This is a genomic window from Clostridium sp. CM037 (assembly GCF_055081095.1).
Genome location: NZ_CM143650.1, coordinates 2872393 through 2894291, shown reverse-complemented (window position 1 = coordinate 2894291; position 21899 = coordinate 2872393). Strand labels below are relative to the sequence as shown.

Here is a 21899-nt window from a genome sequence, read left to right as displayed (position 1 = left end):
GCTTTTTACCTCCGTGTATTTATTATTAATAAACTTTTAATACTATATCTAAAAAGCTATATTATTTATACTAATTCTAATTGCCAAACCATTTGGATACTTTTACGCTCACCTGGCATTATGCTGCTCATACCTCCAAGGATTTCAAGTTCAGTGTAGGCTAGCTTATCATCCACATAAACTTCAACATTACTTCCATGTGGATATACAACTTGTCCTTCATACTGAAATTTCTGCGTAAGTAAGAGAGTTTTATTCTTATATGCACTGCAATAATATCTTAATATTGCATCATCTGTTACTACACCTACTTTAAACTTCTCTTCATTGTTACAATTCAATCTTAAAATTTTTTTATCTTCTTTTCTCAAAGAATAAGCATTATTTGAAGGCATATCAAAATCTTGATAAAATGTTATTCCGCCTATAAATACGTCAGAATTTAGTTTTATATCTATATATCCAGGAGATAATGCTTGAGTATTACCCCAAACTGCCCATTGTACTGGTTCTTCATTTAAGTTAACCATGGTTTCTTTTATAGTTATATGATTACAGTTATCTTCAAATAATATTTCCCTTATAAATTTAAGACCCACAATGTTTGATATAGGACTACTTAATGTGACTACTAATGAATTTTCTAACTTAGCTATGTCGTATTCAAAAACATTCAAATCAATATCAAATATTGGAGGCCAAGCCCATTTTGTTTGTGGCGCAGGCCAACCTTTATATCCTCCAAAATTGAGCCAGTTTTCCGGAATATATTCAGCATTTATATCACCTTTAATTCCTATAAGATTCTCATTTCTATATAGCACATTTAAATTTTCTGTTGAAAACTCTAAAATCCTGCCACCCTGCTCTGGTACTATAATTACTTTTATTATCCCGTTTTCAAGTATTATCTCTTGTGTGTTTTTACACTTTACTATTGAATAATTTAGCATACTCAAAACCCTTCCGTTTTAGGGGAATAACCCCAAACTTGTATCTATTTCTACTCCATAATGGTCTGACACCACGAAGTCGTTTTTGCCATTAAATATTACTTTAGAATATTTAACATCTACACATTTATTTGTTAAAATTAGATCCAGCCTTAAATCATTTTTATTTAAATCCCATCCATCTATTTTACCCTTTACAGTTATACCACAATCTTTTTCTTTAGAGAGGGCATAAGTATCCTTTATTCCTTTTTTCATTAAATAATCATAGCCTTCATCTGATGCAAAAGCGTTATTATTAAAATCTCCCATAAAGAATGTTAATCTGTCCTTTTTCATATTATTAAGTAACTTATCTACTTGCTGACTGAAAGGTTCTTCTTCGTCTTGCCACCAGCCTAAATGACAAGAGTAGAAATCTATAATTTCCTTATTTATTCTAATTGAAGCTTTTACGACCTTTCTAGTTTTCCAAAAATCCATGTCCTTGCTGTTACTTATGAAAAATGAGTAAGAATCTTCTTCTATTATTTTATGTTTAGTTATAATACTTACCCCTTCTTCATATATTCCATAACCTATATGAGAAAAATCCCACAGCATTGAGTATTCTTTGCATCCTAAGTTCTCTAATTCTTTTAATAAAACTAAAGCAAAATTATCTTGTTTTATGTTATTAAAAGTTATATTTTCGTTTATAGATTGATTTACTTCTTGCAGGGCAATTACATCAAAATTCTTTTCTTTTATAGTATTTGCAATAATGCTTATCTTTTCTTTTTGGCTTTCTTCCATCCAAGAATGACAATTTAAAGTTAATAATTTCATTTTAAACTCCTAATATATCTATAATATCCGATTTTAAAACATCTGCCTTTGGTCCATATATAGCCTGTATCCCTTTACCTTTAATTATTAAGGCTAAAGCCTTATTTTTTTTCCATTCCTTTTCTTCGGCAACTAATAAATTATCTTTAACTGTTACACGAAGACGGGTCATACATGCGTCCACATCTACAATATTTTCATTTCCTCCAAGTAATCCAATAATAGCTTCAGCTTGACTTCCTTTCTTACTAACATCAACTTTTTGATTTACAGTAGAATCTATTGAACTAGATTCCATATCAATTTCATTTCCGTTACGGCCTGGAGTTGCTATATTAAATTTCTCGATCATAAATTTAGATACAACATAATTTATGCAGAAAAATACGACCGTCACTAGTACATATCTTATAAGATCACCTATAATTCCTGCTTTTACAATCATCGGTATACGTGCTACAAGCTCTATAACACCAAAACTGTGAACTCGCAGATTAAATATGTCCGCACACATAAATGCAAATCCTTGCATAACTGCATAAGTACCATATAATATTGGTGAAACAAACATAAACATGAATTCTAATGGTTCAGTAACACCTGTTAAGAAAACTGCAATTGCTGCTGAAAAAAATACTGATTTATATTTTGCTCTTTTTTCCTTAGCTACACTTTTATACATAGCAAGCGCAACACCCATTAAGGAGCCAGCTCCGCCAATCATTTGGCCAACTTTAAAACGTGCTGGATGAACTGTTGCAAGTAAGTTATTGTATGCACCCATATCTCCAGATGATTTTAAGTTACCTAAGTCAGTAACCCATGCAAGCCAAAGCGGATCTTGCCCAAGTATAAGATTACCTGCATTAGCTCCAGTTAATACTTTATATGCCCCACCAAGATCTGTATAGTTTATTGGTATTGTAATCATATGATGAAGTCCAAAAGGTAGTAATAGACGCTCAAGGGTACCATATATAAAGGGTGAAATAAATGGTGCAGTATTTTGTGATGTTGCGATCCATTTGCCAAATCCATTTATAACTGATTGAGCAAATGGCCAAACTATTACAAATATAAGTCCAGCAACGCTGGAGCCTGCTATAACAACGAATGGTACAAATCGTTTACCATTAAAGAATGCAAGGGCATTTGGTAATTTATTATAGTTATAATACTTATTAAATAAAACTGCTCCAAGAAAACCTGATATAATACCAACAAATACTCCCATATTCAATGCTGGGGATCCAAGAACAGAAATAAAGTAATCTTTAACCAAAAGATGCTGACCTGTTAAGGAAGTTACTGTTGCATGAGCATCCGTGAGCATCTCATTGGTAATATTAAATACATTACCAGTAATTTTATTTATTAAAATAAATGCAATAAGTGCTGCAAATGCTCCACCGGCACGTTCCTTAGCCCAAGATCCACCAATAGCTATAGCAAATAATATCCCTAAATTACCGATTATTGCCCAACCTATACCTCCCACGACTTGAGATAACGTTTGCACAAATGAGACATTAGGTGCCATTAATCCTATAACTACGCCTAATGAAATCATTAGGCCACCTGCAGGCATAACTGCAACCACCACTAATAATGCCTTACCAAATTTTTGCCAGAAATCGAATGAAATTATTTTTGATTTGTTCTTAACCATAGTCCCATTACCTCCAATATTGATTTAATGTATATGTATTTATAAAAATTTCAGTGTGCAATTATGTGTTTATATTAATCTTAGTTTGTGCAAACGTTTGCTTTCTTTATTAGAGTATATTTCATAATGAAAATATTGTCAATGAAATATTAAAATAAATTTCCGAATAAAAGGTAATAAAATAGGAAAGAAAATTTTATTTGATGGGCACATGGAAATATATGAAACGGGGGACGTCTGATATGAAAGGTGAATTATGTGCTATAGTGTGAAATAATTATAGCAACTTTGGGGTTGGTTTTTTTATTATATAGGAAACCGCTGTGGATAACATTCTAGCTGAAACTTAGGTGGAAAATTTAAGAAAAATATGAGATGATTAAATCATGAAAAAAATAAGATTACTATAAAACAAATATTTGAAGATAATTATCCAAAGTTCTGTAAATTGAACAAAGAAAAGTATCCTGAGGTACCTGAATTTGTTCCTCATACTATGGTTTTTTACACAAATCGGTTACGTACACCTACTACACAACCCCCTTTTACAACAAATGAGGATTGTGAGAGAACAAGAAAAATAGTGTGCTTGTTAAATGTAAAGGTTAAGGAGGTTAGAGAATGCTTAAGATTTTTTTAATTGAAGATGATGAAACAATTGCTTTAGGTATAAAGTCATTTCTATTGAGAAATAGTTATAAGGTTATCCATGCAGAGAATTTTAAAAAAGGGAAAGAGCTTTTTAAAACAGACATTGACATAATATTACTAGATTTAAATTTACCTGATGGTTCAGGTTTTGATTTTTGCCGTTATGCAAAAGGAATTAAAGACATTCCTATTATTTTTCTTACTATCAGGGATGAAGAATGCGATATTATAAAAGGACTAGATATTGGAGGGGATGACTACATCACCAAGCGTGCGACACGTTGCAATATTAAAAATATTGCCTAGATAGCAAATCTATCTAAGAACTAATAACTTGAAAAGTCAAATGAGAGGGTAACGCCTCGAAGGGCTTTCTCTGATACTCCGAATAGCATCTTTACTAAGAAGAGTGAAGTTGTTATAAGCTCGGTGAAGTCGGCTGAGAGTACACCCTAATGACTTCGTAAGAAGTTATGGAAAAGCGAACCAGAGGTGGTCGAGTGTATGATAGGTCGGGAGTCCATAAAATACCTATGGTAAGAATGTCTAAATATAAGAGACTGACAAAGTTCCGAATGTAAGGTTCTAAATGATGAGGGGGTAGAAATACTTCAACTACCTAAGTTGTAGTGTCTGTGAGGATGAGTAAGATTGTTTGGTATGAAAATCCTTATACTGTTACAGGCAGTATGTTACAGACAGGACTAGAGGAGCTACCTAAGGGTATATGTAAGGATAAAGTTATTGGAACGTGGTAAGCTGGTAACATGGAGGACTTATTTTCTATGAAGTGGTAGCAAGGAAAGACGATAGTTATAACTTGCTTTAATATCAGTGAAAGTAGTGGCACAGTACCGTTGAAGTTAACGAAAGTTAGTGGAGGGACAGCCACAAGTTAATATTTAAGAAAAGATATATTACGTAAGTCCATTAGGTTCGAGTAAGACTAAGAGAAGCATAAACCTTAAACCAAGAATTTAAAGGAATGAATGCTGACTAATGACAACAAGACAGATGAAGTATAAGAAAAATCAGAAACTAAGAAATAATGAGTATTATAATACTCAAGCAATACAAGATAATTTATATAAGCTTAGTAAAGAGGGAAAAGAATTTAAAAATCTAGTACCACTAATACTGAAAAAAGAGAACATTTTATTAGCCTACAGAAATATTAAAAAGAATAAAGGGAGTAAAACACCAGGAATAAATTCAAACACAATTATAGATATAGCTAAAAAAGACATTGAAACTATAATTGAGTATGTTAGAAACAGATTAGAACAGTTTACACCACATAAAGTAAGGCGAAAAGAAATTCCAAAGCTAGGCGGAGGAATAAGACCTCTAGGTATTCCAACTATAGAAGATAGGCATCTGCAACAATGTATAAAACAAGTATTAGAGCCTATATGCGAAGCAAAGTTCTATACTCACAGTTATGGTTTTAGACCAAATAGAAGTACGAAACACGCCATAGCTAGATGTATGTTTCTTACTAACAGAGCTGGGTTACATTATGCAGTTGATATTGATATAAAGGGTTTCTTTGATAACGTAGACCATAATAAATTATTAAAGCAATTATGGTCACTTGGGATAAAAGATAAAGAACTTCTTAAATTAATATCTAAAATCCTTAAAGCTGAAATAGATGGCATAGGAATTCCTAACAAAGGTACTCCGCAAGGAGGGGTAATTTCACCGTTACTTTCTAATGTGGTATTAAATGAACTAGACTGGTGGATGTGTAATCAATGGGAGTATTTTCAGACCTATTATAGATACTCAGATAATAGCAATAAAATACGTGCATTGAAGAATACCAACTTAAAGGAAATGTATATCGTTAGATACGCAGATGACTTTAAAATTTTCTGTAGAAATGCTAAAACTGCACAAAAGGTATTTGTGGCAGTAAAGCAATGGCTTAAAGAAAGACTTAACCTAGATATTAGTCCTGAAAAATCAAAGGTTGTGAATTTAAGAAAGAACTACTCTGATTTTCTAGGATTTAAATTAAAAGTTAGGGTTAATAGAAACAAAAGAATTGCTAAAACTCATGTTAGTGACAAAGCAAGTGCTAGAATAATAAAAACATTTAAAAAAATGGTTAAAGACATAAGAAAAAACCCCTCTGGCCAAGCAGTAAATAAATTAAATAGTAAAATACTAGGGTGGCATAACTATTACAATGTAGCAACAAATGTTAGCTTAGATTTTAGTGAAATATCTTTCTTAGTTAAAAAGAACCTATATAATGGCACAAGAAGTATACGAGGTAGTCCAAATATAATAAGTAAAGCCTATAAAAAAAATTATAGTAGATATAACTGTAAAACAATAACTATTGCAGGGATAACAATCTTTCCCTTACATGGAGTTAAGCTTAAGTATGCAAAGAATTTTTCACCCAAAACATGCAATTACACTGAAGAAGGTAGAAGTATAATCCATGAAAAGCTGAAAAAAGACCATGGCGAAGCCATTAAGTTCTTGATGGATAACAATGTAATCAATGAAACCCTAGAATATAACGATAATAGAATATCCTTATATATAGGGCAGAATGGGAAATGTGGAGTGTCGGGAGCAACATTAAAGAAAATTAGTATGGTTGCTCATCGTAGAATTCCTAAAAACAAAGGTGGAAAAGACAACTACAATAACTTAACATATGTAAATAGATACGTTCATGAGCTAATTCATGAAGAAAAAGAAGAGGCAATAGAAAGACTTAAAAATAAGATAAAGCTTGATAGCATAGGTTTGGTTAAAATTAATATACTTCGTAAACTTGTTGGAAATTACGTGATATAAATAAGTAATAAATATTGATGGAACGCAGTGTGCGGTGAAAGTCGCAAGCACTGTGTGGAGGAGGGGAAAAGGCGGAGATAACTTCAAAGTCTTACCTATTCCTATCTTTTAAATTAAGTGTTTTGCATTCTCGTATATTGGCTGTTTTGCGGAGAACTGTAAAACATCAGATACAAGAGGATGTTCTATGGTGTGGGAATATTAAAATGATTAAATCAGAAACAAAGGTATATAAAAATAATCTCGAAATAGAATTGACAATTGGTGAATACAATCTATTTCAACAACTATTAGAAAATAAAAACCGTACTTTAACACGAGGGTCTTTATTGGAAAAACTGTGGGATATCGATGGGGAATTTGTAAATGATAATACATTATCAGTAGCTATAAAGCGTCTTCGTCAAAAACTTACGAATAATACAATTATTAAAACAGTGAGAGGAATAGGCTATAGGTTGGATGAGTAAGTGGGATATAAATAAAAAGAAAATTACTGTATGGATGTTTATTAGTTTTTTATGTATAACATTTTTTTGTATTATATTTGGAAATTTCATTTTTAAACAGACAGGGAAGATTTTTTATGAAAAAGCCGCACAAATTATAGCGTTTGGTGTTAAGGCTGATCCTAATATTGAACAAGTATTGATATCATCGCTAAAAACTAATAATATAGCAGAAATTAATAAAGGGAAAAAAATATTAGAGCACTATGGATATAGTGAAGAATTATTATATGGTTCTTATAATAAGCGTAAAAGTTTTAATATAGTTACGGTTGGTATTTTGTTTTTGATTATTTTACTCTTTTTTTGTTTTGGAGGATTTCTGATAGGGCTAAATCATATAAAACGTAAACGTATTGATAATCTTGCAGAATATCTTTACGCTATTAACGAAGGAAATTATAGAATAAATACTCAGAAGAAAGAAGACGAATTCTCTATTTTAGAAGATGAATTATATAAAACAGTTGTGTTGCTTCGCGAAAACCGAGAAAAAGAAAGGAAAGAAAAAGAAAAATTAACAAATTACCTTGCAGATATCTCTCACCAAATGAAAACTCCACTTACGTCAATGTCCCTTATGATTGAATTATTAGATGATAGGCCTGTAAATGGGGAGGATGCTTTGTATATTGAGCGTATTTCAGCTCAGATATGCCGTCTTAATCATTTGGTTTCGTCATTGTTAATACTTTCTAAACTAGATGTAGGAACCTTAACATTAGAATATAAATGGGTTAATGTTTATGAATTGGTATGTACTTCTATTGAACCATTAATTTTAATGATAGAAAAAAAAGAACAACAACTTTCTATTCAAGAGGATAGTGATGTAGCTTTTATGGGAGATTTTTATTGGAGCAATGAAGCCATCTTAAATGTTGTTAAAAACTGTGTAGAACATACACCATGTGGAGGTGAAATTTCCATAGTGTATGAACAAAACCCTATTTGCACACAAATTATTATTGAAGATAATGGAGAAGGATTTCATAAAAAGGATATGTCACACTTATTTACTAGATTTTACAAAGGCGAAAATTCAACCAAAGATAGTGTAGGAATTGGACTTGCTCTTGCTCAATCTATAGTTAAGAAACAAAACGGTGAAATTCGAGCAGAAAATAAAAAAACAGGGGGAGCGCGATTCACAATTAAGTTTTATTTGTAAGCAATGTCACCGAACGGTCACTTAACAAAGATATAATGGGTTTAGAAGAAAATAAGGACTAAAACAACTAAATATTATGGAATTAGGCCTTATTAAAGAGGGGAGATAATACTTTGGAAATATTAAGAACTGAAAATCTTACAAAAACCTATGGAATGGGTAATACAAAGGTCACTGCATTGGATAATTTAAATTTGAGGATAAGCAAAGGACAATTTGTTGCAATAATTGGATCAAGTGGATCAGGAAAATCTACACTCCTTCATATGTTAGGGGGAGTGGATAACCCTACAAAAGGAAAAATATATATCGATGACACTGATATTTCATCAATGAATGAAACTGAATTAGCTTTATTTAGAAGGCGAAAAGTAGGAATAATATATCAGTTTTACAATCTTATTCCTACACTAAATGTAGAAAAAATATATTATTACCCATGCTGTTAGATGGTAAAAAACCTAAGAAAGAACAATTCAATAAGATTATAAAAATGCTTGGTTTAAACGAAAGGCTTAATCATCTACCAAATCAGCTTTCAGGAGGTCAGCAACAAAGAGTTGCTATAGCACGAGCATTAATTTATAGACCGTCTATTATTCTAGCAGATGAACCTACTGGAAATCTTGACAGGGCAAATACGGAAGCTATTCTTGAGATGTTGAGAGTTTCAAATAAAGAGTATAATCAGACTATGATATTGATTACACATGACGAAAAAATTGCATTATCAGCAGATAGAGTGATTACAATTGAGGATGGCAGAATTGTGTCAGATGAGGTAATTAAGAAATGAAAATTATGAACGAATACACATACAACCATATGAAAAAGAATAAGCGACATACAATTTCTATACTAGTTGCTATTATAATTGCTTCAGCACTTCTATGTTCACTATGTATATTTATACATTCTAAATGGAAAACAAAATTAACCACAACAATTGAAAATACAGGTTATTGGCAGGGGGAATTATACGGCTATATATCTGGTGATAAATTAAAATATGTCACAGAGAATCCTGAGGTTGAAACCACGATGATTAAAGGACAGTGGGGTACTGCTAAACTTTCCAATACAAAACGTCCGTATCTATCAATAAGAGATGCTAATACAAATTTTTGGTTGGACATGGGTTTGAAAAATACTCTTACTGAAGGTAGGCTTCCTAAAAAATCTGGAGAAATTGTTATGTCAAAATTATTCTTCTCGGATAATCCTTCATATAAAATTGGTGATAAGTTGACTCTTCCCACAGGCAATCGAATGCTTGGTAGTGAACTAATTAACCCTCAAGAGTCCAAACAATCAGGCGAGAGGTTTAAGACAACAGGAACTAATATATATACCATAGTTGGAGAATTAGATGTTTCTGTAAGTTCTGCCTACCCAGGATATATCGCCATGGGATACTTGGATACTTCGCGCATCAAGCCTAAAGATGAACTTACGGTTTATATGCGTTTTGTGAACCCTCGCACAATCTATGAAACATTACCGCAGATTGCTAAATCTACGGGATTAACCAAAAATGAACATGGAGAGTATGCAGTTAAGTATAATACACCTTTATTAACTTTATATGGAATTAGCGATAAAAGTGGTGAAAACACTCAAATCATTATGATGATAGCAATGGCAATAGCACTTACTTTACTAGTTATGGGGTCATTTATTCTTATTATCTATAATGCATTTTCTTTATCTGCTAACAGTAGGATTAAGGAATTAAGTATTCTAAAAAGTTTAGGAGCAACTCCAAGGCAAATTAAGTCCTCTGTTCTCTATGAAGGACTTTTGCTCTGGATTATTCAATTACCAATAGGTATCATGATAGGATACCTATTTAGTAATATTGTATTTTCTAAAGTTAATAAAATTCTTAGTGTTACAGAAGATTATAAGAATGCATATGTTTCTTTCTCATGGGTAGTAGTTGGTTTTTCAATAATCATCTCATTGATTACTATTTTAGTTTCAGCGTATATTCCCGCAAGAAAAATTATGAAAGTATCAGCTATTGCTGGAATACGTCAGAATAGTACTAAAGTAAAATTCAAAAAGCAAAAATCCCACTTAATAATCAAAAAAATATTTGGTATAGAAGGTGAACTAGCAATATCACAATTTTCAGCTAACAAAAGGGCTTTACGTACGGCTGTACTATCTCTTTCAATGTGTTTTATCTTAATAGCTGGGTATCTTAACATTATAGCCATCTTTAATTTAGCCAATTCTAAGAATGCTGAAATACCTAATCATGATATGAAGATTATCCTGAAAATGATTGATAAACCAAGTGATAAGATGATAAATGAAGTTACTTCTCTGCCTGAAGTTAGGGATAGTGTCATTAGAAGACAGGTACGTACTTCAACTTATGTAACATCAAAACAAGAGTCAGATGTTTTTGCTAAATATGGAGGATTTGCTAAGGTACCCTCCAAACATAATGTATTGAGTGAAAATGGAAAGTATAGAATTATAACAAATTTAGTTGGATTAAGCGATAAATCATTTAAAAAGTATTGTGAAAAAATTGGTGCTGATGAGGAGGCATATTATAAGGATGGTGTGACAACAGGAGTATTGTTAGATAGCACACATTATGTATCAGAGAATTCAAAAGTTGTGCAGAAAATACCATTGTTAAATATAAAACAAGGCGATAAGCTAGTAATAAATGAAAAAATAGAAAATGATATGAATACAAATTATAAATTTAATGCTCAAGTGGGCCATGTTACAGAGATTTCTCCCTCTGAGCTAAGCATGGGTGGATACAGCTTAGCATATATAGTTCCTATGAAAAACTATCAGAAGATAGTTAGTGATTTTATGCCAGAGCGCATGCTTGAATCTAGCAGTATGTCAATTGATTTATTTGTGGGTGATGAGTCTAGTCCACGTGTTAAGAAAGAACTAACTCGAATTTGCAGTTCTTATCTTGGATCCGAAGATTTTAGTATATGGACTCTACTGGAAGAAAAAAATAATGACAAACTGGTTCAAAAATCCGTTTCTATTGGTGTTCTTTCTGTAGCATTAATGTTTGGAATAATTGGCATTATTAATGCTTTTTCTACCATTTCGAATAATCTTAGACTGCGCAAAAGAGAATTTGCTATGCTTCGGGCAGTAGGATTAACACCAAAAGGACTAAATAAAATGTTGATGATAGAAGGTTTGTTCTTTGCATTAACACCGATTATTGTTAGCATACCAATAGTATTATTTATTTGTTGGTTTATGTTAAGATTAACCTTAATTACATGGTCTGAGTTTATGTCTGTTTTTCCAGTTGTACCAATTTTAGCGTATGCTATGCTTATAATTGCATCTATATTTTTGGCGTATGGGATTTCTTCAACAGGCGTTAAAAAAAGTATTGTAATAGAATCAATCAAAGACGAAATAGTATAATACTATTAGGTCAGGTGACCCGGGGTAAGGTATAATAAAATTAGCAAAAAGCTAATGAATTGGAGGGTCACTGGATGGGAATAATGGTAGCAGAAAGACTAGAAGTAAAGAACCCCTACCAAGGTTTAATGAATGAACTACTTGAAGAGTATGGACTAAGTCCTATAGAGGGGGTAGCGCGATATTTAAGGACATACAGGATAATGTAATTATCTTCTTAATATTTATCGGTCAGTTCAATTATAGATCATGAGTAAATATTTTTCAATCAAATCATTTGCAAGAATGTTGTTAAAATTTTAGGATATAATATATAAATAATCACTTATATATGAAATACACATATTATAATAATTATAACACATATTGACAATGAAGACGCTTTGGAATATACTAATTTTAAATTAAAAACTGTGAAGAGGAAAAGTAAATAGTATACTGTTCAAAGAGAGAGAAACTCACCGGCTGAAAAGTTTCTTAAGCGAGCACTATTGAAAACCACCTCCGAGTTGATTACTGAACTTAAGTAGGTAATTCCGCAGACCGGCGTTAGCGGTATTGAGTGACAGAGGTGATTTTAAACTAAGCCTTCTGTAATTTGGGTGGAATCGCGATAAAACTCGTCCCTTATTTTGGGACGGGTTTATTATTTTTTGAAGGAGGAATATTCATGTTAAAAGTTGTAATAAAAGACGGCAGTGTAATAAATTCTAATGAAGAAGAAGGAAAAAGGGCACTTAGGCACACCACATCGCATATACTTGCTCAGGCGGTAAAAAGATTGTATCCGAATGTTAAATTGGCTATAGGGCCTGCAATAGATAATGGATTTTATTATGACTTTGATGTGGAAGAGCCCTTTACTATGGATATGCTTGAGAAAATAGAAGAAGAAATGAGAAAAATAGTTAAGGAAGACTTAAGACTCGAGAGATCAGTGATTTCTAGGGAAGAAGCTTTAAGACTTATGAAAGATAAGGGAGAAATTTATAAAATAGAACTCATTAATGATTTGCCAGAGGATGAAGAACTAGTTTTCTTTAAGCAAGGAGATTTTATAGAACTCTGTGCAGGGCCTCATGTATTATCAACTTCAAAGGTAAAAGCCTTCAAACTATTATCAGTTGCAGGGGCCTACTTTAGGGGTAGTGAAAAAAATAAAATGCTTCAAAGAATATACGGAACGGCATTTGCGAGGAAAAGCGAACTTGATGAATATTTGAATATGCTTGAAGAAGCGAAGAAAAGGGATCATAGAAAACTCGGGAAAGAGCTAAAGTTATTTGCTTTAATGGATGAAGGACCAGGTTTTCCATTCTTTCTCCCTAATGGCGTAGTTTTAAAAAATAAGTTAATTGAGTACTGGAGAGAACTTCATAATAAGGCTGGGTATGTTGAGATAGAAACACCTATGATATTAAACAAGGAACTTTGGGAAACATCTGGGCATTGGTCTCACTATAAAGAAAATATGTATACTGTCAATATAGACGAAGAAGAATTCGCTATAAAACCAATGAACTGTCCAGGAGGAATGCTTGTATATAAATCAGAAACTCACTCTTACAGGGATCTACCAATAAGAGCTGGAGAACTAGGAAAGGTGCATAGACATGAACTATCTGGAGCTTTGCATGGGCTTATGAGGGTTAGAGCATTTACACAGGATGATGCTCACATATTCATGCTGCCGGAGCAGATAAAAGAAGAGATAAAGGGTGTAGTTAAACTTATAAATGAAGTTTATGGAAGGTTTGGATTTAAATATAGAGTAGAACTTTCAACAAGACCTGAAAATTCTATGGGAAGTGATGAAGAGTGGCAATTAGCAGAAAGCTCACTTCAGGGCGCTCTCACGGAAATGAACATGGACTTTAAGATAAATGAAGGAGACGGAGCATTCTACGGACCTAAAATTGACTTTCACTTGCAAGATAGCATAGGAAGGGAATGGCAATGTGGAACTATACAACTAGATTTGCAGCTTCCTCAAAGATTTAATCTTCAATATATTGGCAGTGACGGAGAAAAGCACAGACCAATTGTTATACACAGAGTAATTTTTGGTAGTATAGAAAGATTTATTGGCATTTTGATAGAACATTTTGCAGGAAAGTTTCCAACATGGCTATCACCTGTTCAAGTTAAAATACTACCTATATCGGAGCAGTATAACAATTATGCAAAAGCTGTAGTAAATAAACTGGAAGAAAATAATATCAGGGTTAGTTTAGATGGTAGAGCAGAAAAAATAGGCTATAAAATTAGAGAGGCTCGAAGCGAAAGATTGCCATATATTATTGTTATTGGTGAAAAAGAAGAAAACTCAGCGAGTATATCCCTTAGAAGTAGAAAGAATGGCGATGAGGGCAATTGCTTACTTGAGGACTTTATTTCAAGAATCATACAGGAAATCGATAGTAAAAGGCTAGATGATTAATTGTAAAAACATGAAATTTAATTATACCATTTCGGTTATTTTTAAAATAAAAAACATTCTATTCAATATAATAAGGCTACATTCCTTTAAGATAATTTAAAGGCGTGTAGCCTTATTAGCGCTTTGATGTTCCATGACCGCAGTTTCATTGATAGGTAAAAGATATCGAAGGGATAAATGTACCTGGTACTTTAAAAACCTCACTTAACTTATTTTCTTTCAGGTTATAACAATACAAGCTGTTAGGATAAGTTGTTAGCCCCATAAAGGTTGCTTCACTAGCCCCACTGGGAACTGCAACAAAGTAAATACTTTTTTCATTAGAGCTGAGACAGGCTATATATGGTTGAGAAATTTCCATAATCTTATTTGTTTTTTTTAGCTGTTCTTGAGTTAGTAAGCTACTTACTTTATTTCCATTTACAACTAACTTATAAAATCCTCTTTCAGTGTTTTTTACGCCTGCTCCTCCTAAAATTATAAAGTTACCTGATTTTGATAAAGAAATTGAATCTAATCTCACAGCATTTATCTTAGCCAACTCTTTTTTTTCACCGCCATTTGTATTCATTTCCATAATAGTGTACTTTATTTTCGAAGATTCATTTTGTTCCTCAAACCTCTTTGTTATAAATTCATTATAAGAAAATGTTAGTGCAATAATCTTATTTTTATATATATATAAATCTTGTACAGCAATATCAGAACCAAATTCTAAAGTTTTCCCATATTTTTTATCAACATCTATTTTTGATATTTTGGGCACAGGAGAGTTTTTATCTCCACTTTTCGCAAAAATTATATTTCCCTTTTCATCACCAAATTTTACGTTAAATTGACCTAAGGGATCATTAGTAATTTGATATGTTTCTTTGGTAGTCATATTAAGCCTAAATATATCCCATGGGTTGGTTCCGATGGCGTCAGAATAAAGTAAGATATCTCCTTTAGTATTAACTTTACCGGTTACTACTACACCTCTATTGTTTAATATTTTTTGCTTTATTTGTGTCTTAGTATTTAGCATCCATAAATCGCTTTTATTTTTAGAATTGCAAACTGTTATAACTATCCATTCGCCCTTGCTTAAATTTAATGCGTTCTTTGACAGTGTATTACTTATTTTATGATAGACAAACAGTGCACTCAAAGAAATGAAAATAATTAAAATTAATAACATGCACACAATGTGCTTTTTTTTAATACTGAGAATACTTTTAATTTTACTAAGTATCAAAATACAACACCTCAAGTCGCTATTTTATAGTAAATAGGGATAAGATAAATAGAATTGATAAAAAAGAGCGAATAATATATATGATAAATGGAGAGCAATGTTTTACTTTTACTATATATATGAAGGGAATTGTGAAATAAGTCTTCTACTGTGACTGTTAAATTTAAAAAATCCTGCTAATAAAATAAATTAGCAGGATTTTTTCTAACATTTATTAATTTTCAGTTTTTAAATTTCTCATATATATTCTAAAAACAAGCTCTTCTAAAAAGTTGAACACACTTGTGGTTATCAAGTATATCCCCACTGCAATTGGAGCTGCTTTAGCAACAAATAAACCAACTACTGCCATTATTATGATATTACTCTTGCTCATTGTAGCCTGGCCTTTAATTTCTAAAAAAGTTACATATGAAAGCAGGCTTGGGGTTAAGGATACAAGCATATATATCAGCGGAACGATAAAATAACTGTCTGAGATCTTAATACTAGACACCCAAGGTATAAGATATGTACCTACGCTCACAGGGATTTTATTAAATACACTCCACATAGTCATTAATATAGGCAGTTGGAGTAGTGTTACTAAGCACCCCATCATACTTTTTGCACTTTGGACAGATTGTTTTTTAACTTCTACTTCAAGTTTTTCTTTGTTATCTTTATATTTTTCCTTAAGTTCTTTCATTTTTATAGCAAACCTTTGCTGCTGTTGCATGGATTTTTTTTGTTTGAAAGACATTGGTGAAAGTACTAATCTTACACTTATCGTAAGTAAAACTATTGCTAGGCCCCAATCCCCAGTGAAATTAAAAATTGAATTTAATAAACTACTTAAAAAATTAAAAATGATGTTCATATTTATCCTCCTTCGAATAATTTTGGCTAAAACATCATTTCAATTTTAAAACGTTCTGTATATATCCACATACCATATTTCTCATAAATAATATAATCTTCTGGAAGTATTTTTTTTATAAATCCAAGCCACTGAATTAAAATATTTCTTGCAACATTTTCTTCAGTTTTATACTTAAGATTTTTATAGGAGTATACAGTATAAGAGACTATGCTAGCAAAACATATAACTAAAAACATTAACTGAATTAAATTTATTAAGTCATAATTCAACTTATATACCTCCTCACTTACTATTTATAAACAGTATAACATATGTTAGAGATATTACCACAGTTGTAAAATAATAAGAGCTTTTTTCGCAAATATTGCTATTTCCTGTAAGTCAATTTTGTCTTTGCCCCCATCCTCTTCGCAAAGGAATATATGATATTTCCAAAAAAACATTTGTAAAAAGGGAGGCCACTGAAAAAAGCACTCTCTTTTCAGTAAGTTTTTTAGGCTTGAACAGAAAAAACATGAAATACCCATATTTTTGGATGTTTCATGCTTTTTCTTTTTATATTTTTATATTTAAGTTAAAAAAGCCTTATTTCATGCCTTTCAACTTGATTATTCTCTTTAGATTCACAGTGAAGATTGATAACGCACCTTGCATTTGCATGCTAATTAAACCTGACGATGTTGCTACATCATAGCCATGCTGGTGCTTAAGTTCACTGTTTTTAGCCTCTATCATATAACGTTCTCTAGCACGTTTTTTAAAATACTCACTTTTTTCGAACTCTATTTGATCTTTGTGAGTATTTGACTTTATTGAAACCGAATAAGTTTTAGATTTAGCACCTTCTTTATAGCACCCATCTTTATGAACACAATTTTTACACTTTTCTACATTAAAATAGTAAGTTAGCACTTGATTTTTACCAACATTCTTCTTTCCCTGTTTTGCTTTTTTAATAGCCATATGGCCTGCCGGACATACAAATAAACCAGCATCTTTATTAAACTCAAATTCATCTTCTTTTTTTCGCATTCCTTGTGAAATTACAGGATTTAGTCTTGAAATTAATACAATTTTATTTTCTTTTGTATATTTTAAGTTTTTCATTTCAGAATAAGCTGTATCTCCAATTACTTCATTAACATCTATACCAGCCTCACGGCTTTTTTCTATTAAGGCTATGAGCTCCTTTCCATCACTTTTTTCGCCAGTTGTAATAACAGCTGCTGTAATTAAACGTTCTTCACTCATAGCAAGGTGTGATTTATATCCAAAAAAAGAACTATCTTCAGTTTTATGCCCCACTTTTGCATCCTCATCTTTTGATAGTTTTAGATTTTCTAAGTCATCATTAATAGCTTCCATTAAGTAGTTTAATTTAGTTTTCACAGCTGGATTTGCTGCAGTTTCTGGCTTCTCGTTTATGCTATCAATTAATAATTTGCAGTACTCAAGAATATCTTCAAGTACTCCAGTTGTAACTTTATTAGGTAACTCTTCTTTAATACCAGGATGTACTCCATACAATGTTTTTCTTAAGTTTTTTGCACGTTTCAATAATTCTTCGCTCGCTGACTTTTGGTTATAACGTGACTTGGTATGCGTAGCATCAACTATTATTGCTTTACTTTTTAAAACTCCCTCTTTTATAGCAAGTTCTACAGTCTTGTTTATTAATAAATCCAATAAATTCATGTCTTTAAGGCGAAGCTTTCTAAATTTAGTTAATGTACTTGAGTTTATTAAATTTGTTTCTTCTGGGGCTAAATTTAGAAAATATTTAAAGGACATATCATAAAGAGTTCTTTCAACAACATCTTCATCAGACAATTCATATATTACTTTCAAAAGTAAATATTTAAATAGCATTATGGGGTTAATAGCACCTCTACCCATAGATGAACTATAGTTAACCACCAATTCATCATAAACAAATGAAAAGTCAACAAGGTCATTAATTTGCTTTAAAATGTTATCTTCCGGAATAATTAACGAATATAAGCTATGGTATGTATTTATTTTTATTTCCAATTGTCCTTTTAGCATAATAGTATAGCCCCTTTTATTTTAGTCTACTATACTAATTCGACATATCTTTTAAAATTCCTTTTTGTTTTTAGTCTTTTACATAAAAAAAATCGCCATCTTTAATTCGATGACGATTTTTTTTATAGTTTTTCAGTGGCCTCGTAAAAAGGAAGGGGTATTTTTGTCGCATATGCAACATCAACTAGTCCAGTTTCTTTCCAATACTTATTGTCATAAAATTCATCCTCAGTTCCAGCATGGCTCATCCCACGAAAAATATTATAAACCAATAAATTCACAAATGTTGGAGAATATAACTTCCCACTATCAACGTCCTTGTAGAATTTCTCAGCAACTCTTTCGCATCTTTTAGTCACTTTTTGCGGAGGTTCATACTCTCCGTAACTATTCGATATAACTGGAAGTTCATATCCACGATTAAATCCCCAACACATAAATGTTTCTCTTAAGTATTTGGTACAGCTTTTAGCGCCATTTCCACCTGCAGTGGATACCGCGAGCATTTTCTTTCTGAAAAAGCTTGGTCTGTGAGTTTTAAAAGCCAAATGATCTATAAAATTCTTCATCAATGCGCTCACATGATTGCTATAGCAAGGACTCGCAATAATTGTCGCATCATTTTCTTCAATTTTATCAATAAGTTTTTGCACTTCCAAGTGATGAGGGCAACTTTTATTTCCTCTAATAAAGCATGAACTACATCCGGCACAAAAGGGGAGTCCTATTTCTTTTAAATGTACCTCGTCAAAATATATATTTCTATCTGAAAGTTCTTGCATATGTTTTTTTACTATTTCCACAAGTGCCCAGTATTTCCTTTATGTGCACTCCCATTAATAATTAGGATCTTCAATTAAATCATCTCCTTCGGAGCTGAAAGATTAACGACTTCAGAAGGGGATTTATACTCCCACTGAAGTCGTTAATCTTTGTTATAGTATGGAACTCCCACTTATATAAGTGGGAGACTTCCCTTCTGAAATGTCGTTAACATCACCACCTATCTAAAGGCTTATTTATAATAGTATATCTTGTGATTTTTTCCCACACAACCAAAAGTATGCTTCCAATTAGGTAGCATACAATATCTTTTATATCAAATGAAGTTCCGATAATTGTTGAAATCATTTTATTGTTTTGTAAATGTAGCAAATCTACAATATGATAATATTGACCCAATTCTACGGCTGAAGCAAAAAAGAATAGGTAAATAGGTAAAAACTTTATTGTTTTTTGTATAAACCCTCTTATGAAGGTGTACATTAAAATAACTACCAGAATATCTCCAATGTATGGTCGAATAATGGTGTCATTTATAAAAAGTGCAATAATTGTTTCAGTTATCAATAAAATAATAAAACTCAATATATACTTAATGTTTATTTTCATAAAGACCCTCTACTTTCACTCATTTACTTTAAAATAAACAGAAATACTTAAAGTGGTTTTACTCTAAGTCACTCCAATATTACGTTTATTCCTTGTTGCAAACGGCTTATATTTTCCATTATATTATATATATACAATGCAATTGAATCACCTCTATTATATCGTAAAGCAAACAAATTACCATCATTTTGAATTTATTTTAATTTTAACGACATTTCAGAAGTCAAGTCTCCCACTACTATAAGTGGGAGTTATATACATTAACAAAGAGAAAACTTCAGTGGGAGTATACATATCCTTCTGAAGTCGTTAAGATTGTAGCACCGCAGGTGATGATTTAATGTTATACTTGATGATATATTAAAAATTGGAAATAAAAATACATTTTTTAACCGTAATAACGGTAGGGGGGAAAACTATGAAAAAAAAATCTAATAACTTAATTATCAAACTAATTGTCGGTGTAGCACTAGGGTTAGGTATTGGTTTAGTATGTCCAAAAAGCTTAATGGTTGTAATTGTTACCATTAAATATATACTAGGACAAATAATCTTCTTTGCTGTACCACTTATCATCATTGGATTTATAGCACCATCTATCACTAAGCTAAAAAACAATGCTACAAAAATGTTAGGTATTGCTGTTCTTATAGCTTATGTATCCTCAATCGGTGCTGCAACTATGTCAGCAATCGCTGGATATGCAATTATCCCAAGTCTTTCAATAACACCTGCTACTGAGGGATTAAAAGAGCTACCTGCATTAATTTTCAAGCTTGATATTCCTCAAATTATGCCAGTTATGAGTGCATTAGTATTCGCTATGGTTATTGGATTAGCTGCAACATGGACAAGTGCTAAAACAATTGAAACCGCTTTAGATGAATTTCAAAACATGGTTTTAGAAATTGTTACAAGAATAGTTATTCCTATTCTTCCTGTTTTCATAGCTTCAACATTTGCGACGCTTGCTTATGAGGGATCAGTTACTAAACAACTTCCTATTTTCTTAGGTATCGTTTTAATAGCAATTGTTGGTCATATTATCTGGCTTACTGTTTTATACGGCATTGCAGGTATATACTCAGGTAAAAACCCTATGTCTGTTTTAAAGCACTATGGACCTGCATACTTAACAGCAGTTGGGACAATGTCTTCAGCAGCTACTCTACCTGTTGCATTATCATGTGCAAAAAAATCAGATTCACTGAGACCAGATATGGTAGACTTTGGTGTTCCTCTATTTGCAAATATTCACCTTTGTGGTTCTGTTCTAACTGAAGTTTTTTTTGTTATGACTGTTTCACAAATTCTTTACGGAAAGCTGCCTAATCCTACATCCATGGTAGTATTCGTTATTCTACTCGGCATTTTTGCAATCGGTGCTCCTGGTGTTCCTGGAGGAACTGTTTTGGCTTCGTTAGGTCTTATCGTAAGCGTTTTAGGTTTCAATGAAACGGGTACTGCACTAATGATTACAATTTTTGCGTTGCAAGATAGCTTTGGTACTGCATGTAATGTTACTGGGGATGGTGCGTTAACACTGATGCTTACAGGATATGCAAATAAACATAAATTATAAATATATTAAAAAGCCAGGCATATCATGGAATTATTATCTATGATGTGCCTGGTTTTTACATATCGTAGTTTTTAATATTCATATAAGGACACTAATAGAAATTGTTTTTTAAATTTTGGTATAGCGCCAACATCGGCGGATTAACTATACTTTGAGGGTAAGAAATGAGTGATATTAACCTAGTGCACATTGTACACAGGTAATATTCGTAACCCGCCATTTGACCCAATAAAATGGATAAACAGCTTATAATTCATCCACACTAGCAAATGGTAAATTAAGGCGAAAAATGGTATAATTCACTTGTGAATTG

17 protein-coding genes, 1 pseudogene and 1 other annotated feature are annotated in these 21899 nt (G+C 31.9%); of the genes and pseudogenes, 9 read left to right on the top strand and 9 right to left on the bottom strand.

Going from position 1 to position 21899, the window contains the following annotated elements; translation table 11 throughout:
• Window positions 1–65: 65 nt before the first annotated feature.
• The 3 genes from ACWJKP_RS14005 to ACWJKP_RS13995 are packed head-to-tail and all read right to left on the bottom strand — an operon-like array spanning window position 66 to window position 3450.
• Entirely contained in the window at window positions 66–953 is an 888-nt protein-coding gene (locus tag ACWJKP_RS14005) for a DUF4380 domain-containing protein (RefSeq protein ID WP_165414799.1), read from the bottom strand.
• Between the two features lie 18 nt (window positions 954–971).
• On the bottom strand, window positions 972–1781 hold the full coding sequence (locus ACWJKP_RS14000) for an endonuclease/exonuclease/phosphatase family protein (protein WP_165414798.1): 810 nt from the start codon (window positions 1779–1781) through the stop codon (window positions 972–974).
• 1 nt (window position 1782) lies between these two features.
• Window positions 1783–3450, bottom strand: a complete 1668-nt coding sequence (locus ACWJKP_RS13995; protein ID WP_165414797.1) for a PTS transporter subunit IIBC — start codon at window positions 3448–3450, stop codon at window positions 1783–1785.
• A 621-nt stretch (window positions 3451–4071) separates the two neighbouring features.
• Here ACWJKP_RS13995 and ACWJKP_RS13990 point away from each other — a divergent pair.
• The 8 genes and pseudogenes from ACWJKP_RS13990 to thrS all read left to right on the top strand — a co-directional run bounded on the left by ACWJKP_RS13990 (window position 4072) and on the right by thrS (window position 14467).
• The gene (locus ACWJKP_RS13990; protein ID WP_165414796.1) at window positions 4072–4407 is read left to right on the top strand and encodes a response regulator transcription factor; all 336 of its coding nucleotides are present in this window, start codon (window positions 4072–4074) and stop codon (window positions 4405–4407) included.
• Window positions 4408–5100: 693 nt separating this feature from the next.
• On the top strand, window positions 5101–6921 hold the full coding sequence (ltrA, locus tag ACWJKP_RS13985; protein WP_224578720.1) for a group II intron reverse transcriptase/maturase: 1821 nt from the start codon (window positions 5101–5103) through the stop codon (window positions 6919–6921).
• A 206-nt stretch (window positions 6922–7127) separates the two neighbouring features.
• Window positions 7128–7391 carry a winged helix-turn-helix domain-containing protein gene (locus ACWJKP_RS13980; protein ID WP_224578864.1) on the top strand — a complete coding sequence of 88 codons (264 nt, stop codon included), beginning with the start codon at window positions 7128–7130 and terminating at the stop codon, window positions 7389–7391.
• Window positions 7384–8601 carry a sensor histidine kinase gene (locus ACWJKP_RS13975; RefSeq protein WP_165414752.1) on the top strand — a complete coding sequence of 406 codons (1218 nt, stop codon included), beginning with the start codon at window positions 7384–7386 and terminating at the stop codon, window positions 8599–8601. The genes ACWJKP_RS13980 and ACWJKP_RS13975 overlap by 8 nt, the downstream gene beginning before the upstream one ends.
• A 113-nt stretch (window positions 8602–8714) precedes the next feature.
• Window positions 8715–9397, top strand: a pseudogene (locus ACWJKP_RS13970) (ABC transporter ATP-binding protein).
• The gene (locus tag ACWJKP_RS13965; protein ID WP_165414750.1) at window positions 9394–12027 is read left to right on the top strand and encodes an ABC transporter permease; all 2634 of its coding nucleotides are present in this window, start codon (window positions 9394–9396) and stop codon (window positions 12025–12027) included. The pseudogene ACWJKP_RS13970 and the gene ACWJKP_RS13965 overlap by 4 nt, the downstream one beginning before the upstream one ends.
• A 74-nt stretch (window positions 12028–12101) precedes the next feature.
• Window positions 12102–12236, top strand: a complete 135-nt coding sequence (locus ACWJKP_RS13960) for a hypothetical protein (protein WP_263492343.1) — start codon at window positions 12102–12104, stop codon at window positions 12234–12236.
• Between the two features lie 195 nt (window positions 12237–12431).
• Window positions 12432–12658, top strand: a binding site (T-box leader).
• Window positions 12659–12697: 39 nt separating this feature from the next.
• Complete coding sequence (thrS, locus tag ACWJKP_RS13955) at window positions 12698–14467, top strand: threonine--tRNA ligase (RefSeq protein ID WP_462961217.1); 1770 nt, start codon at window positions 12698–12700, stop codon at window positions 14465–14467.
• 145 nt (window positions 14468–14612) lie between these two features.
• On the opposite strand, the gene ACWJKP_RS13950 is transcribed toward thrS, so the two are convergent.
• From ACWJKP_RS13950 to ACWJKP_RS13925, 6 genes are all read right to left on the bottom strand, one after another.
• The gene (locus ACWJKP_RS13950) at window positions 14613–15704 is read right to left on the bottom strand and encodes a hypothetical protein (RefSeq protein ID WP_165414748.1); all 1092 of its coding nucleotides are present in this window, start codon (window positions 15702–15704) and stop codon (window positions 14613–14615) included.
• A 214-nt stretch (window positions 15705–15918) separates the two neighbouring features.
• On the bottom strand, window positions 15919–16563 hold the full coding sequence (locus ACWJKP_RS13945; protein ID WP_165414747.1) for a YidC/Oxa1 family membrane protein insertase: 645 nt from the start codon (window positions 16561–16563) through the stop codon (window positions 15919–15921).
• 26 nt (window positions 16564–16589) lie between these two features.
• On the bottom strand, window positions 16590–16835 hold the full coding sequence (locus ACWJKP_RS13940) for a hypothetical protein (RefSeq protein WP_165414746.1): 246 nt from the start codon (window positions 16833–16835) through the stop codon (window positions 16590–16592).
• Between the two features lie 316 nt (window positions 16836–17151).
• Window positions 17152–18612: an IS1182 family transposase gene (locus ACWJKP_RS13935; RefSeq protein ID WP_224578778.1), complete on the bottom strand. Its 1461-nt coding sequence runs from the start codon at window positions 18610–18612 to the stop codon at window positions 17152–17154.
• A 122-nt stretch (window positions 18613–18734) separates the two neighbouring features.
• Window positions 18735–19415 carry an NAD(P)H-dependent oxidoreductase gene (locus ACWJKP_RS13930; protein ID WP_165414827.1) on the bottom strand — a complete coding sequence of 227 codons (681 nt, stop codon included), beginning with the start codon at window positions 19413–19415 and terminating at the stop codon, window positions 18735–18737.
• A 193-nt stretch (window positions 19416–19608) separates the two neighbouring features.
• Window positions 19609–20004: a ribosomal maturation YjgA family protein gene (locus tag ACWJKP_RS13925; protein ID WP_165414828.1), complete on the bottom strand. Its 396-nt coding sequence runs from the start codon at window positions 20002–20004 to the stop codon at window positions 19609–19611.
• Window positions 20005–20422: 418 nt separating this feature from the next.
• On the opposite strand from ACWJKP_RS13925, the gene ACWJKP_RS13920 reads away from it, so the two are divergent.
• On the top strand, window positions 20423–21586 hold the full coding sequence (locus tag ACWJKP_RS13920) for a dicarboxylate/amino acid:cation symporter (RefSeq protein ID WP_165414829.1): 1164 nt from the start codon (window positions 20423–20425) through the stop codon (window positions 21584–21586).
• Window positions 21587–21899 lie beyond the last annotated feature (313 nt).